Genomic DNA, 13,878 nt, shown 5'->3' with positions numbered 1-13,878 from the left:
GTCACCACCGCTCCTCCCCCGCCGCCTCCGGCTCTTCGGCGAGCCAGGCGTGGACGGCGTCGGAGTCGCCCCCCAGGACGGGCGGTGCCGTGTGCCCGGCGAACGTGGTCTCGGTGCCGGAGAGGTCGAAGAAGCGCAGGGGCGGGCCGGGAAGGGTGATGTCACCCAGCGTCCGGTGCCGGACCGGCAGGAGCAGCCCTTGACTCCTGGTCTGCTCCCACTGGTAGACCTCGTCGACGTCGCGGACCCGCCCCGCCGGGATCCCCGCAGCGGCGAGCCGCGCGAGGAGCGGCTCGGTGTCGTCGTCGGCGAAGAGGCGTTCGACCAGCGCGATGACGTGGTCGCGGCGGGAGACCCGGGCGGCGTTGGTGGCCATGCCGTCCGCGCCGGGGTCGAGCCCGAACTCCGCGCAGAAGCGGTTCCACAGGTCCTGGCTGCCGACGGCGAGCTGCACGACGCCGTCGCGGGTGGGGAACAGGCCGTAGGGGCAGATCGAGGGATGGTGGTTGCCCTCGGCGCGTCCGCGCTGCCCGGCCACCGTCCACCGGGTGCCCTGGAAGGCGTGCACGCCGACGACGCCGGCGAGCAGGGAGGTCCGCACGACCTGGCCGCGTCCGGTCCGGCGACGGTCGATCAGCGCGGCCAGCACCCCGTAGGCGCCGTGGATGCCGGCGAGCAGGTCGGCGACGGGCACGCCGACGCGCTGCGGGTCGTCCGGCCCGGAGCCGGTCAGTGCCATCAGCCCGGCCTCGCCTTGGGCGATCTGGTCGTAGCCCGGACGGCCGGCCTCGGGACCGTCGTGGCCGAACCCGGTGATGCTCAGCACGACGAGCCGGGGGTTGAGCTCGGCCAGGCGCCGGACGGGCAGGCCGAGCCGGTCCAGGACGCCGGGACGGAAGTTCTCCATCAGGACGTCCGCGCGTTCGACCAGCCGCCGGAGCGTCCCGTGGTCGTCCGGGGAGGTCAGGTCGAGGGTGATGGACAGCTTGTTGCGGTTGGCCGACAGGAAATAGGTCGACTCGTCCCCGGCGAACGGCGGCCCCCAGCCCCGGCTGTCGTCGCCGCCGGGGCGCTCCACCTTGATGACGGTGGCCCCCAGGTCGCCGAGCATCATCGCGGCGTGCGGCCCGGCCAGGGCCCTGGTCAGGTCGATCACCACCAGGCCCGATAGCGGCCCGCGTCCGGATGTGTCATGATCGCTCGAAAATGGGCGCACGTTCTCGCTCCATTGGGCTAGATTGGACTACGTGTTCGAAGGGATTGAGCGATGAAGTCACCGGCCCCCGTGACGGTCGTCAAGGAGTTCATCCGGTCCTCGGGTCTCGAGGCCGGCGACCGGCTGCCCCCGGAACGCGACCTGGCCGAGCGCCTCGGCCTGACGCGCAGCCAGGTGCGGACGGCGATGCGCCGGCTGGTCGACGAGGGCGTCGTCTGGCGGCACGTCGGCCGCGGAACATTCCTCGTGCCCCAGGTGGACGAGGAGCGGCGGGAATCCGTGCTCCGCTCGATCAACCCCCGGGAGCTGATCGAGGCGCGCCTCGCGCTGGAGCCCCGCAACGCGCTGCTGGCCTCCCTCAGCGCGAGCGAGAGCGACGTGGCGGCGATGGAGGAGGCGCTGGAGCGGCAGCGTCAGGCCCGCTCCCGCGAGGAGTTCTCCAGGTGGGACGTCGAGTTCCACCGGAGGGTGACCCGCGCGGCACGCAACACGCTCCTTCTGGACCTGTTCCTGCTCGTCAGCCCCGCGGGGCAGCAGGGCTGGGAGTATCCCCGGCCGCGTCCGCTCACGCCGGAGCGCCAGGAGCAGGCGCTCCAGGAGCACGTCCGCATCGTCGAGGCGATCCGGGACGGGGAACCGCAACTGGCCGAGCGGCACATGCGCCGCCATCTGGAGGTCACCCACCGGCGCATCACGTCGAGCAGCTACCTGCCGGTCGCCTGACCCTCGTCGGCGAGACCGGCGAACGCCAGGTACTTGGTCTCCAGGAACTCCTCGATCCCCGCGCGGGCACCCTCGCGTCCCATGCCGGACTCCTTGCGCCCGCCGAACGGGGCGTAGGCCGACGACAGCAGGCCGGTGTTCACCCCCACCATGCCGACGTCGAGGCGTTCGCCGATCCTCCAGGCGCGTCCGATGTCGCGGGTGTAGACGTAGGCGGCCAGGCCGGAGGCGGTCGCGTTCGCCAGCCGCACGGCCTCGTCGTCGTCCGCGACCGTGAAGAGGGGGGCGAGCGGGCCGAAGGTCTCCTCGTGCGCGACCAGCATCCGCGGCGTCACCCCGCCGAGCACCGTGGGCTGGAAGAACGTGCCGCCGAGGTCGTGCCGCCGGCCGCCGGTGAGGACGCTCGCACCATGCTCGACGGCGTCGCGCACGTGCCGCTCGACCTTGGCGACCGCCGCGGCGTCGATCAGCGGCCCCAGGTCCACGCCCTCGCCGAAGCCGTCGCCGACGCGCAGTTCCCCGACGGCCGAAACCAGCTTGGCCTGGAACTCCTCCGCCACACCCGCCTGGACGATGACACGGTTGGCGCACACGCAGGTCTGCCCCGCGTTGCGGAACTTGGACTGGACGCATCCGGTCACCGCCGCGTCCACGTCCGCGTCGTCGAGCACGAGGAACGGCGCATTCCCGCCCAATTCCAGCGACACGCGTTGCAACGTCCGCGCCGACCGCTGCATGAGGAGCCTGCCGACCGCGGTCGATCCGGTGAAGGACAGCTTGCGCACCCGGGCGTCCGACGTCAGCACCCGGCCGATCATCTCGGCGTCGCCGGTGACCACCGACAGCACGCCGTCGGGCACACCGGCGCGGCGGGCGAGCCCGGCCAGTGCCAGCGCGGAGAACGGCGTGCCCGGCGCGGGCTTGAGCACCATCGTGCACCCGGCCGCCAGCGCGGGCGCCGCCTTGCGGGTCACCATCGCGGACGGGAAGTTCCACGGCGTCACCGCCGCGCACACCCCCACCGGTTCCTTGATCACGACCATGCGGCGGTCGCGGTCGTAGGTGGGGATGACCTCGCCGTACGTCCGGGTGGCCTCCTCGGCGTACCAGGCAACGAAGGACGCGGCGTACCCGATCTCGCCCGCCGCCTCGGGCAGCGGCTTGCCCTGTTCCAGGGTCATGAGGCGGGCGAGATCGTCCCGGTGGTCCAGGATCAGGTCGTTCCAGCGCCGCAGGATCGCGGCGCGTTCGTGGGCGGTCCGCCCGGACCACGGGCCCAGGGCGTCCGCGGCGGCGTCGATCGCGCGCACCACGTCCTCTTCGGCCAGATCGGGCGTCCGGCCGAGCGGCTCTCCGTTGGAGGGGTTGGCCACGGCCGTGGACGCGGCCCCGGCCGATATCCATTCGCCGCCCACGAGGGCGGCTTCCCTCAGCAGGTCCGGATCCTTCAGCACATCGGTTCCCCGTGTGGCGACCGTCATCAGGCGGGCCCTCCGGCTCGTCTCGTCGGCTGTTTCAGTTCGAACGGTGCGGTCTGCGGCGTGGCGGCGCCCGTGCTCCGCGCACGGTCGAACAGCCATGCGGCCAGGGTGAGGTCCTGGATCGCCGACCCGGCGGACTTGTAGAGGACGCGGCGGGCCTCCGCCACACGTGCGGTGAACCCGCCGGCCTTGAGGGCGTGCAGGGAGACCAGCCTCCTGTCGACGTCCACGCCGGCGGCACGGGCGGCGATCATGTCACCGGTGGCGGCGCCGACCTCCTCGACGTCGTCGGCGACGATGACGTCGGACGCGGCGATGAGCTCCACCGCCACCTCGCGCTGCGCGGGCAGGGTGGACCCGATCGAGACCACGAGCACACCGTCGGCGACCTCCTCGGGGCCGAAGGTCGGGATCTCGTCGCGGGACCGCGCGGCGCCGAGCACGAGGCTCGCGCCGTCCGCGGCCTCCCGGACCGTCCGGCACGGCCGGACGTCGACGCCCAGCGCCCGGCCCGCCTCCGCCGCGAACCGCTCCCGGTTCGCGGGGGTCGGGCTGAACACCCTGGCCGAGCCGGCCAGGCCCAGCGCCACCAGCGCCTCCAGGTGGGTCCTCGCCTCCAGCCCGCTGCCGACCAGCGCGACGTCGTGCCGGCGGCCCGGGGTCAGCAGGCCGACGGCGAGCGCGGAGGTCGCGGCGGTGCGCCACGCCGTCACGGCCGAGCCGTCCAGCAGGCACGCCACCTCCCCGGACTCCTTGTCGAACAGCACGAGGACGAACGAGGCGGCGCGGCCCGGTGAGCGGGCGAAGAGCTTGGCCCCCATCCACCGGCCTGTTTCGGGGACGCCGATGTGGGCGCGCAGCCACGCGCCGTCCCGCTCGGCGATCGACCGGGGCGGGAACGCCGCCGGCTCCGCGGGCCGGTCGTAGGCGTCCGCCATCGCGTCGACCGCGCCCCGCCAGTCCAGCAGGTCACGCGCCTGATCGGCCGAGATGAACACGGGTGTGGACGTGGCCATCAGGACTCGATCACCGGCAGCAGCAGATGCGATCCGGCGTCGCCGCCGAGCAGCAGGCGGTGCGTGGTGGGCACCGGGTTGCACGTGTGGTACCAGACCGGCTCCTCGGTCTGGGTGTCCTGGCCCCGCACCTGGAGGAGCAGCCGGTGCCCGGCGCGGAAGACCATGGACGTCTCGCGAAGCTCGATGGCGTAGTCCTGCGGCTCCCCGACGGGCACCGGAACCGTCCGGTCGTGCGGATGGTACGGCTTGTACGGCTCGGACCGCTCGGGGTCGAGCGCGCGGTGCGAGGCACGCAGCCACCCCTTGGTCACCACCGTGGACGACCCGTCGGGCGCGACGTCCCGGAGCGTGACGATCCAGGTCGCGTCGGGCTGGTCGAGTTCGGCCCGCAGGTGGAGCGCGATCGGGCCGGTCACCTCAAGCGGGCTCTCCAGCGGCGGGGTCGCGAAGTCCAGTCCGGGCGAGGTGTCGCCGGGCCGGATCCACGGGTCGTTCTCGAAGTCCAGCGACGCCTCGCCGGTGCCCGGTTCCCGGTCCAGGCTCCCGTCCGGCTCCCGGTCCAGGCTCCCGTCTGGCAGCAGGTGGAACCGCGTCCACACCGTGCGCGCCAGCGGCCACTCGTGCTCATGGCGCCATTCGTCGGTGCCCTTGACCAGCAGCGTGATCGGCGGCTCGTCCAGCATCCCGGTGTCGTTCCCCTTCAGCCAGTGGTCGTACCAGCGCAGGATGATGTCCTGGTGGTCACGCCACGGCCGCATCGGCCCGGTGATCCACTCGGTCTCCATAATGATCATCTTCTTCGGGGCGGTGATGCCCCGCCACGCCTCGAAGGCGCCGGCGAGGTGGATCGGCCAGCCGCTCCAGCGCGCCATCAGCAGCGCGGGCACCTCGATCCGGTCGAGCACCCGGTTGGAGGAGCGCTCCCAGTAGTACGGCCCGTCGTGCGGCTCGACGAGGAAGTCGAACATCAGCGGGTTCTTCGTCTCGTACTTGAGCTGGATGTGCAGGTAGGGGCTGTCGACGATCTCCGGCTCGGCGAGCAGGGCGGCGCGGCGCCGGTCGACCTCCTTCTCGTCCAGGAAGTCGTAGATCAGCGGCCGCTGCGGCGGGACGCTCAGGTGCTCGAACCACTGGTGGAAGAACCCCTCGTCGAAGATGCCCCCGTGATAGACCGAGTGCCGGTACCGGTCGGTGTACGCCTCGTAGGGGGCGATCGCCTTGAGGTGCGGGGGCCGCGTCGCGGCGACCAGGTTCTGCACGACTCCGAAATAGGACATGCCGAGCATGCCGACATTGCCGTCGCACCAGGGCTGCTCGGCGATCCATTCGATGAGGTCGTATCCGTCCAGCTGCTCACGGCGGCCCTGGAAGTCGTAACTGCCGCCGGAATCCCCCGACCCGCGGACGTCGGCGATGACGTGCACATATCCGCGGCTCACGAAATAGCCGGTGTCACCGGCCTCCTGTCCACCGTTCCCGGTGCGGGAACTGTGCGGCCTCTGCTTGTCCAGGACGCGCTGGACGTCCTTGCCGTAGGGCGAATAGGACAGGAGCGCCGGGTACCGCCCGTCGCCGTCGGGCCGGAAGACGTCCACGGCCAGTTCGACACCGTCGCGCATGACCACCCGGACGTCCTTGTCCGCGGCGACCCCGTGCTCGGGCTGGGAAATGAGGCAATGCCAATCCACGTCCATCACGTGCTCCTTCAAGAAAATGAGCCGGGGGATGCCACCGGCACCGCCGGTCTCGCCCTCATCGGCCGGTCGCGGCGTCCAGCAGGACGAAGGCGACCGAGCAGGACTCGTCGAAATCGTTCACCCAGGCATGGTCGTTGGCCTGCTGGACCAGGACGTCCCCGGCGGCCAGCACCAGTTCGTCGGCGTCCAGGATCAGCCTGATCCGCCCGCTGAGGACGACGCCGTAGTCCAGCGACGCGGTCCGGTGGGTGAAGGGGTGCCGGCGGCCCACGCCGCCGTCGTCGGCGATGCCCATCTCGGCCAGGATGTCCGCCTGGTTCAACGCCGTGGCCTGCGCACCGAGGGGCGGGAACTCCACGACCCGGAAGACGCTCCCGCGCGGCGGCGGCGCGACGCCGATCTCGACGTCGCCCCGGTCATCGGCCCCGCCCAGCCGCGCCGGTGTCTCCGCCGTGGTCCACAGGAGGGTGGACACGAGCCCCCCGGCCGCCTCCCGGCGCCGGGAGTTGGTGGCGGGCCCGTCCCTCAGGACCACGGCGGCGCCGGTGCCGTCATGGCCGGTGACGACGCGTCTGATGCTCACCGGGCGCCCCGCTTCGCCTCGATGTACCGTTCCACCGGCCCGTCGAGCGGCTCGATGTCCCGCGCCGGGGCGGCCGAGCCCTCGGGCAGGTGGCTGTCCCAGTACACGTGCGCGAACGGCTCGGACCAGACGCTCGGCCGCCAGGAGTCGTCCACGTAGTCGCCGTCGGCCGAGTACTCGACCCGTCCCCCCGCCGGGCAGGGCACATAGCTGAAGATCATGGACGAGACGCGGTGGCGGCCGATCTCGCTGGTCGCCGACCAGCCGGAACGCTGCATGTGATTGGCGCCCACCATCAGTTCGTCGACGCTCTCGACGCCGAAGGACACATGACTGAACAGGGGTCTCGGCGTCTTCAGGACGAACAGGTTGTGGTGTTCGAAACGGCCGGGAGCCCGCAGGAAGGCGCCTTTGCCACGCAGCACATCGGTGACCCGGAATCCCAGCCGCCCGGTGTAGAAGGCCACGTTCTCCACCGCCCGCGGCATCCCGAACACGGCGTGGAAGAGCATTTTCGGCTCGGCCCGCTCGTACCACCGGCGGCGTGCGTTGAACCGGCGGATGTTCGACGGCGAGTTCTCCGGCGAACCGTCCATCTCCGGTTGCCGCCGCTCGAAGACCTCGAAGCCGATCGCCATTCCGGCGTCGTCCCGGGTGTGCAGCGAGCCGTCGTCGGCCACCGTGACGGTCCGGTCCCGGCTCAGCTCGGCGCGGACCTGCTCCAGCTGCTCGCGGTCGGGCACTCCCCAGACGAGTTCGCGCGGCCCGTCGCCGTCCAGGAACGGCTCGGGAAGCGCCGGGTCGTCACCGCGGCGCACTTCGATCGCCGACCCCTCGTCCAAGGTGAGAACAGTGCCGTCCGCGCCGCTCTCCGAGGCGGTCAGCCCGAGATCGGTGAAGAACGCGGCCGACCGGTCCAGGTCGGTCACACCGTAGACGAGCCGTGCGATGCCGTTGATGTCCATGATCCGTCAGCTCCTCACGCCGGGTTGCGGCCGACGAAGAACGCGCTGTTCGGCTCGGCCGCATCGGCGATCCCCGACGCGCGGACGCCCTGGCGCAGCTGCTCCATCTGGCGGTCCGACGCCTTCATCGTGGGCTGCCGCAGCGGCCCGCCGTTCATCCCGTTCAGCCACCCCTGGTACTTCCAGAGCATCCGGTTGATCAGCCCGGTCTGCGGGACGTACGTGCCGACGGCGGCGTTGGCGTTGCGGGCCGGCATGATGGACCAGTAGATGTCCATCGCCGTGTCCATGTCCCCGTCACGCGCCGCCTCGAACATGCGCGGCATCGAGGTGCCGTAGTACTCGAAGTTGCTGGTACCGCTGTATTGGAACGGTACATAGCTCATCAGCGGAATGACCTCCTTCTCCAGCGGGCAGGAGATCACCACCGTGTCCGACAGCCGCCGGTGCACGTCGAGAAGGCCCGCCGTCAGCGGCATCGCCCCCTCGGCCTTGATGGCGATGACGTTCGGGACGTCCTTCACCAGCGCCTCCAGCATGTCGGGGGCGATGTCGGCCGGATGCAGACGGCCGAAGTTCCACAACGGCACCGGGAAGAGCATGACCCCGAGGTCCACCGCGTCGCAGAACGCCTTGGTGTACTCGTAGATCTCCCCCTCGTCCGTCGGATAGAAGTTCGCGGGATACGACAGCAGCGCATAGTCGGCGCCCGCCGCGCTCGCCCGGCGCGCCGCCTCGATGTTCTCCTCCAGCGTGTTGAAGGCCGCCTGGAAGATGATGTGCAGCAGGCCGTCCGCCTCGTCCGCCGCCCAACCGGTGAACTGCTCGTACTCCTCCAAGGAGAGCGCGGTCTCCGAACAGATCAGCGTCCCCTTGAAACCGAGTTGCGCGGCCCTGCGGATGTCGTGCCGGATGCCCTGCTCGTTGAGCGTGCGCAGGTCCGAACTGTAAGAGGCGATGGTGGTGTTCGCCGTCCCCCGCATATGCTCGCGGGCCCATTCCCGAGCTTCTGCTTTAGTGTATCGAGGCAAAGAAGTACCCTTCCTCCCATTCCCGTCCGGCAGCACTGGGCGGGACAATCGACGAGACCCGAGCGGGTCAGGATTGGTCGGCCCAGGGAACCAGCCAGGTCTCCAGGGCCACGATGATGTAATAGAGCGCGACCGCCAGCACGGCCAGGACCGCGACGGCGGCGAATCCGAGGGCGGTGTCGGCGTTGCCCCCCGACACCACGACCAGATAGCCCAGGCCCTTGCTCGCGCCGACGAACTCACCGATCACCGCGCCGATGGTGGCCAGCGTGATCGCGTTCTTCAGCCCCACGAACAGGTGCGGGAGCGACGCGGGAAGACGCACCCGGAGAAAGGTCTGCAAGGGACCCGCGTCAAGGGACCGGAGCAGTTCCCGGTACTCCGACGGCGCCGCCTTCATTCCCGCCGCCGCGGACAGGACGATGGGGAAGAAGGCGAGCAGCACGGCCATGACGATCTTCGGCATAGGTCCGAAACCGCCCCACACCACGAGAATGGGGGCCACGGCGACCTTGGGGACGGCGTTGAAAGCGAACAGCACCGGGGAGAGCATCCGGTCGACCACCACCGAATAGGCGATCGCCACTCCCAGGGGGAACCCGACGGCGACGGCCAGGGCGAAGCCGGCCAGGATCTCGCCGAGCGAGGACCAGGTGTTGTTGATGATCAGGGAACGCTCGGTCCACAGAGCCGAGAGCACGTCGCCCGGCGAGGGCAGCAGCACCTCCGACCAGCCGGTGACCACCGTCAGGAGCCACCACACCGCGACGCACACCGCCACCGCGAGAAGCGGCAGAAGGATCTTGGACGTCCTCCGCTGCGTGAACGCGGGCCGCACCCGGACCACAGGACGGCTCACCCGCTCGGGAACGACGCTGGCTGTGCGAGTCATGTGCCGCTCCTCGAACGCTCGAACAGCATGTCGTGGAGCAGCCTCCGGCGCTCGGCCAGATATCCGCTCTGCTCGCTGTGCCCAAGGCTCCGCGGACGGACCGCGTCGATGTGGACCACGTGGCTGACCCGTCCGGGACGCGGCGTCATGACAACGGTGCGATCCGCGAGCATGACCGCGTCGTCGATGGAATGCGTAACGAACACCACGGTCTTCCCCTGTTCTTCGCAGATCCGCTGGAGTTCTCCGGTCAGTTCTTCGCGGGTCAGGGCGTCCAGGGCGGCGAAAGGCTCGTCCATCAGCAGCACATCGGGATCGTGGATGAGCGAGCGGCATAGCGACACCCGCTGCTGCATCCCCCCGGAAAGCTCGCCGGGCCTGCGGTTCTCGAATCCCTTGAGGCCCGCCGTCTCCAGCAGTTCCAGGGCCCGCGCCCGGCTCGCGGCGGATTTGCGTCGCATGATCTCCACGGGAAGCAGCACGTTCTCGATCACATTGCGCCACGGCAGCAGCGCCGTCTTCTGGAACATGATGCCGACGTCGCGCCGTGGCTTGTCGACCCGCTCACCCCGGATGCTGACGCGGCCGGAGGTCGGCCGTTCCAGACCCGCGATGGAACGCAGCAACGTCGACTTGCCGCACCCCGACCGTCCGAGCAGGGTGACGAACTCCCCCTCCTTGACCTCCAGGTCCACACGTTCCAACGCATGGACGGCATGCCCATCCCGTTCGTAGACCTTGGAGACTTCCTCGATCTCGATCACGACCGTCCTCCTTCCACGGGCATCGTGCGGGGCCCATTCATCAGCGCGCCCCCTCGGCGGCGAACAGATCACCGAACTTCAGCGGCCGCTTCAGCAGGCCGTCCTTGGTGAACTGCGCCAGCATCCGGTCGACGCGCTTCGCGTCCACGGCACCCACCGCGGCCGAGCCGTCCTTGTCGTAGGGCGCCAGAAGCCGGATCTCGGCGGCCGCCTGGTCGGCGTTCTGCGAAGGGACGGCCTTATGGAGGATCTGACCGGCCTCCTCCGGATGGTCGATCGCGTATTCCAGCCCCTTCAGAAGTGCACCGGTGAACTTCTTCGCCAGCGCGGGGTCCTGGGTCGCCAGGCTCCCCCGGACCGCGAGGAGCGCCCCGTAGACGTCCGGCAGGTACTGCTTGAAGGGGAAGACAGTGACCTCCCCGCCTACCGCCTTCCTGATCAGGCCCTGCGAGACGACGTACTGACCGATCGCGTCGACCGAGCCCGCGGCCAGAAGGCCGGGCAGCTGCGTCGGCGTGGCGGCGACGTGCTTGATCTTCCCGGCGTCGAAGCCCGCGGCGCGCGAGTAGGCCGCCGTCAACGCCGGCACCTCCGAGTTGGGCAGCCCTCCGACCGACTTCCCGGCCAGATCGGCGGGTCGCCCAATCCCGGACTTGGTGGTCGTCATGATCGAGGCCATCGTGTGCTGGTCCAGCGCCGCCGTGGCGACGATGCCGAGCCCCGGCCGGTTGTCGATCGCCTGCGCCAGGGACAGGGCGCCGACCGGTGCGAAGTCCGCCTTCCCGGCCGTCATCAACTTCAGGTTGTTCCCGGTCCCCTGACCCGGCTGGATCGTGACGTCGATCCCCGCGTCCCTGAAGAAGCCCTTGTCCTTGGCGACGTAGGCGTACGCCTCCCGGCCGAACGTGCCGAACGCGGTCATGTAGGTGACCTCGGCACCCCCGCTCTTCGCCGTCTTGCCGCCGTCCCCGCACGCCGCCGAGGACAGGCATGCAAGCGCCGCCGCCGCAAGCGCGACCAACCTCGTGTGTCTCACCAGTCCCAACCCCTACTAGCAGCTCCGATGCCCCAAAGTGTGGACCATTCGCACCACAGAAGACAACCCAAGATAGCGTTATTTTTACCTTTGAGCTGTATTGGGTCAATTTTGGGCGCCCACCCCAGAGCACTCCCCTGGAACAAACCCGCGCGCCCCGAAGCCGACGAAGCCACCCGACCTCAGAAGCCACCAGGCAACCGACCACAGAGCCCCCCGCGCCAGGCGGCCCCAACCCGGTGGCGGTCCCAATCGCACCAACCAGCGAACCGAACAGAGTGCGGCGCGGGCGCCGCCCGGCCCGCGCTCAGATGGCCGGTACCGCGGGGCCGGGCGCGAGTTACATCAACCCGTCGCAGCCCCGTGTCCGCCCAACCACCGGCCACCGAAACGCGGTCTGTGGTCGGCCCCGCTCGTGGTGGCTCTTGCGTCCTGCTCCCCGGGGCGGTCTCGCCCTCAGGATCCTCGGCGCATCCAGCGCAGGCGAAACCCCTTCTCCACAAGGAAGCCGTCAATGCGATCTGCAACCCGCCCGGCGTTCCCGCGCCCGGCCGCCGTCCTCGCCGCCACCGCGCTGAACGCCACTGTCGCCGCCGCCGCGTCCACCGGACACGCCGCCGTGGCCCAGTTCCCTGCCCGTCGGAGGCCGTGTGCACCGACCCCGACAACAGCCAGACCGGCAACGCAAAGCCCTGCTTCGACCGTGACGGCCTGCAATGCGGCCCAGTGAACGGAATCGGCGCGTACCGTCCGAACCTCACGCCGATCAACTCCATCGTGATCACCCGACCCGGGTAACCAGCGGCTCGGCTCAAGCCACCACGGGCCAGGCCCGCACAGCACTCACGAGCCTGGCCCGGGCGACCTCTCCTGGGGTTCTCGCCTTGGGAATCCCCAGCTCGTCCACCACAAGGGGAATCCCCATCCTGAGGAGGAACCGTCGGTGCGCTGTGCGCAAACTTCGTCGCCGCATAACCAACTGGCGGCCCGGCGCCGTGCGACGACCACGGCAGCCGTTCGGGAACCGCTGCCGGCGGTGCGCGATCTGTAGGACGAGTCGGACGGCCAAGGCGCACGCTTGACCGCCCGGTCCACGATCGCCCGCCTGGCCAAGCACTGATGGCGGCATCCGTCGCCGACCGGGCGGGCCGCCGGTCCGGCCCGCCGTCCCGCAGTCGCAGCCGTGGATCAGCTACGACCCGTCCCGACCACCGAACCGGGCCTCGGGCGCTGAAGGTGCCTCCGGCTCCTTCCTGGCCTTCCAGCAGGTGGACCGGTCATCCCGGCAGGAGAGGGGCGGCATGCCAAGCGCGAGGGTCTTGCCCCCGCGTCCGCTGTGTGCCTACCGCTGGCGGACGGTGTAGGTCAGGTGCGTTGCCCGCGGGGAGGGCTCCGCATGGACCTGCTCCAGGGCTACGCGGCCGGCGTCCACGCCCTCGAACAGGCGGATCCCGGAGCCGAACAGTACGGGTGAGAGCGCGATCGAAAATTCGTCGATCAGGCCGGCGTTCAGGTACTGAAGGATCGTCGCGCCGCCACCGGCGATGCGGACATCTCGGTCACCGGCGACCCGGCGGGCCTGGTCGAGCGCGTGCTCGATGCCGTCGTCGACGAAGTGGAAGGTGGTCCCACCCGGCCGCTCCCAGGGGTCACGCTTGTCGTGGGTGACGACGAAGGCCGGTGTGTGGAATGGCGCTTCCGGCGGCCACATCCGCTCGCCCGCGTCGAACATGCGCCTCCCCATGACGCTCGCGCCGGTGCGCTCGAACGTCTCCCGCGCGATGTCGTTGTCGCGCCCTTCCTCGCCACCTTCGCCCAGCTTGAGGTTCTCCCGGGTGAACCGCTGCGGCAGGAGCCACGCCTGCAGTTCCATCCATTGCTGGCCCATCAGCTCCCCGGGCGACCCGGGCGCGATAAAGCCGTCCAGCGACATGGACACGCTGAAGAACACTTTTCCGGCCATCAGTCCCCGGCCCCCTTCCCGACGATCTCGGCTACGTAGGCCGCCAGGTTGCCCAGGGTCTGCCGGCCGCCCTCGATCGCGTGGTACTTCTCGACCGCCTGATCGCGCAGTTCCTTGGTGGGGAAGACCGTGCGCATCTCGATCCGGGTCTCCGCGCCGTCGGGCGCGAACGTCAGGACCGACTCGAAGGCGTCCGGGTCACCACGGGACTCACCGTGCAGCAACGCGATCCGCCGCGGCGGGGCGATCTCGGTCCAGGTGATCCATTCTGGGTAGTCGGTTCCGTCCGGTCCGTGCATCACAAAGTCCCACTCCCCGCCGACGCGGAACTCGAAGGACCGCGTGGTGGTGGTGAACCCTTCCGGCCCCCACCAGCGTGACAGGTGCCGGACCTCGGTGAACGCCTCGAACACCAGTTCCGGTGGGGCACTGATGACCCGGGAGATCACAATTTCCCGGTCGGACGCCGCCGAATGCGCGGGCGCGTCCCGTTGTTTCGCTGCCATCG

General features: G+C 70.2%; 13 protein-coding genes. 1 reads left to right on the top strand and 12 read right to left on the bottom strand.

Annotated features, from left to right (window positions below):
* Position 1: 1 nt before the first annotated feature.
* Entirely contained in the window at positions 2-1,216 is a 1,215-nt protein-coding gene (locus tag AGRA3207_RS25455) for a CaiB/BaiF CoA transferase family protein (protein WP_273699938.1), read from the bottom strand.
* Between the two features lie 51 nt (positions 1,217-1,267).
* On the opposite strand from AGRA3207_RS25455, the gene AGRA3207_RS25450 reads away from it, so the two are divergent.
* Positions 1,268-1,939 carry a FadR/GntR family transcriptional regulator gene (locus tag AGRA3207_RS25450; protein ID WP_231329528.1) on the top strand — a complete coding sequence of 224 codons (672 nt, stop codon included), beginning with the start codon at positions 1,268-1,270 and terminating at the stop codon, positions 1,937-1,939.
* Here the strand turns inward: AGRA3207_RS25450 and AGRA3207_RS25445 are convergent.
* The 11 genes from AGRA3207_RS25445 to AGRA3207_RS25395 form a co-directional block, all read right to left on the bottom strand.
* Entirely contained in the window at positions 1,921-3,393 is a 1,473-nt protein-coding gene (locus tag AGRA3207_RS25445) for an NAD-dependent succinate-semialdehyde dehydrogenase (protein WP_273699937.1), read from the bottom strand. The genes AGRA3207_RS25450 and AGRA3207_RS25445 overlap by 19 nt on opposite strands.
* A gap of 26 nt (positions 3,394-3,419) precedes the next feature.
* Positions 3,420-4,436 (bottom strand): ornithine cyclodeaminase family protein, encoded by a 1,017-nt coding sequence (locus tag AGRA3207_RS25440; RefSeq protein WP_231329526.1) that lies wholly within the window; start codon positions 4,434-4,436, stop codon positions 3,420-3,422.
* Positions 4,436-6,133, bottom strand: a complete 1,698-nt coding sequence (locus AGRA3207_RS25435) for a CocE/NonD family hydrolase (protein WP_231329525.1) — start codon at positions 6,131-6,133, stop codon at positions 4,436-4,438. The genes AGRA3207_RS25440 and AGRA3207_RS25435 overlap by 1 nt, the downstream gene beginning before the upstream one ends.
* A 58-nt stretch (positions 6,134-6,191) precedes the next feature.
* Positions 6,192-6,719: a cupin domain-containing protein gene (locus AGRA3207_RS25430; RefSeq protein ID WP_231329524.1), complete on the bottom strand. Its 528-nt coding sequence runs from the start codon at positions 6,717-6,719 to the stop codon at positions 6,192-6,194.
* Positions 6,716-7,684 carry a VOC family protein gene (locus tag AGRA3207_RS25425; RefSeq protein WP_231329523.1) on the bottom strand — a complete coding sequence of 323 codons (969 nt, stop codon included), beginning with the start codon at positions 7,682-7,684 and terminating at the stop codon, positions 6,716-6,718. The genes AGRA3207_RS25430 and AGRA3207_RS25425 overlap by 4 nt, the downstream gene beginning before the upstream one ends.
* A 14-nt stretch (positions 7,685-7,698) precedes the next feature.
* Positions 7,699-8,667: a dihydrodipicolinate synthase family protein gene (locus tag AGRA3207_RS25420; RefSeq protein WP_231329522.1), complete on the bottom strand. Its 969-nt coding sequence runs from the start codon at positions 8,665-8,667 to the stop codon at positions 7,699-7,701.
* 115 nt (positions 8,668-8,782) lie between these two features.
* Positions 8,783-9,607: an ABC transporter permease gene (locus AGRA3207_RS25415; protein WP_231329521.1), complete on the bottom strand. Its 825-nt coding sequence runs from the start codon at positions 9,605-9,607 to the stop codon at positions 8,783-8,785.
* The gene (locus AGRA3207_RS25410) at positions 9,604-10,371 is read right to left on the bottom strand and encodes an ABC transporter ATP-binding protein (protein ID WP_231329520.1); all 768 of its coding nucleotides are present in this window, start codon (positions 10,369-10,371) and stop codon (positions 9,604-9,606) included. The genes AGRA3207_RS25415 and AGRA3207_RS25410 overlap by 4 nt, the downstream gene beginning before the upstream one ends.
* Before the next feature lie 40 nt (positions 10,372-10,411).
* Positions 10,412-11,407: an ABC transporter substrate-binding protein gene (locus AGRA3207_RS25405; RefSeq protein ID WP_231329519.1), complete on the bottom strand. Its 996-nt coding sequence runs from the start codon at positions 11,405-11,407 to the stop codon at positions 10,412-10,414.
* Between the two features lie 1,342 nt (positions 11,408-12,749).
* The gene (locus AGRA3207_RS25400) at positions 12,750-13,370 is read right to left on the bottom strand and encodes a dihydrofolate reductase family protein (RefSeq protein ID WP_231329518.1); all 621 of its coding nucleotides are present in this window, start codon (positions 13,368-13,370) and stop codon (positions 12,750-12,752) included.
* Positions 13,370-13,876: an SRPBCC family protein gene (locus tag AGRA3207_RS25395; protein WP_231329517.1), complete on the bottom strand. Its 507-nt coding sequence runs from the start codon at positions 13,874-13,876 to the stop codon at positions 13,370-13,372. Before AGRA3207_RS25395 ends, AGRA3207_RS25400 begins: the two co-directional genes overlap by 1 nt.
* Positions 13,877-13,878: the final 2 nt, after the last annotated feature.

It is taken from the genome of Actinomadura graeca, assembly GCF_019175365.1.
In the GTDB taxonomy this organism is placed as follows: Bacteria; Actinomycetota; Actinomycetes; order Streptosporangiales; family Streptosporangiaceae; genus Spirillospora; species Spirillospora graeca.
The sequence above is the reverse complement of the archived record's forward strand: the minus strand, read 5'-3'. Positions and strand labels throughout refer to the sequence as shown.

Excerpts from the sequence above, each read along its gene's own strand:
- AGRA3207_RS25450 (WP_231329528.1), top strand. The coding sequence starts at position 1,268 with ATGAAGTCACCGGCCCCCGTGACGGTCGTCAAGGAGTTCATCCGGTCC.
- AGRA3207_RS25440 (WP_231329526.1), bottom strand. The coding sequence starts at position 4,436 with ATGGCCACGTCCACACCCGTGTTCATCTCGGCCGATCAGGCGCGTGAC.
- AGRA3207_RS25435 (WP_231329525.1), bottom strand. The coding sequence starts at position 6,133 with ATGGACGTGGATTGGCATTGCCTCATTTCCCAGCCCGAGCACGGGGTC.
- AGRA3207_RS25425 (WP_231329523.1), bottom strand. The coding sequence starts at position 7,684 with ATGGACATCAACGGCATCGCACGGCTCGTCTACGGTGTGACCGACCTG.
- AGRA3207_RS25420 (WP_231329522.1), bottom strand. The coding sequence starts at position 8,667 with ATGCGGGGGACGGCGAACACCACCATCGCCTCTTACAGTTCGGACCTG.
- AGRA3207_RS25415 (WP_231329521.1), bottom strand. The coding sequence starts at position 9,607 with ATGACTCGCACAGCCAGCGTCGTTCCCGAGCGGGTGAGCCGTCCTGTG.
- AGRA3207_RS25400 (WP_231329518.1), bottom strand. The coding sequence starts at position 13,370 with ATGGCCGGAAAAGTGTTCTTCAGCGTGTCCATGTCGCTGGACGGCTTT.
- AGRA3207_RS25395 (WP_231329517.1), bottom strand. The coding sequence starts at position 13,876 with ATGGCAGCGAAACAACGGGACGCGCCCGCGCATTCGGCGGCGTCCGAC.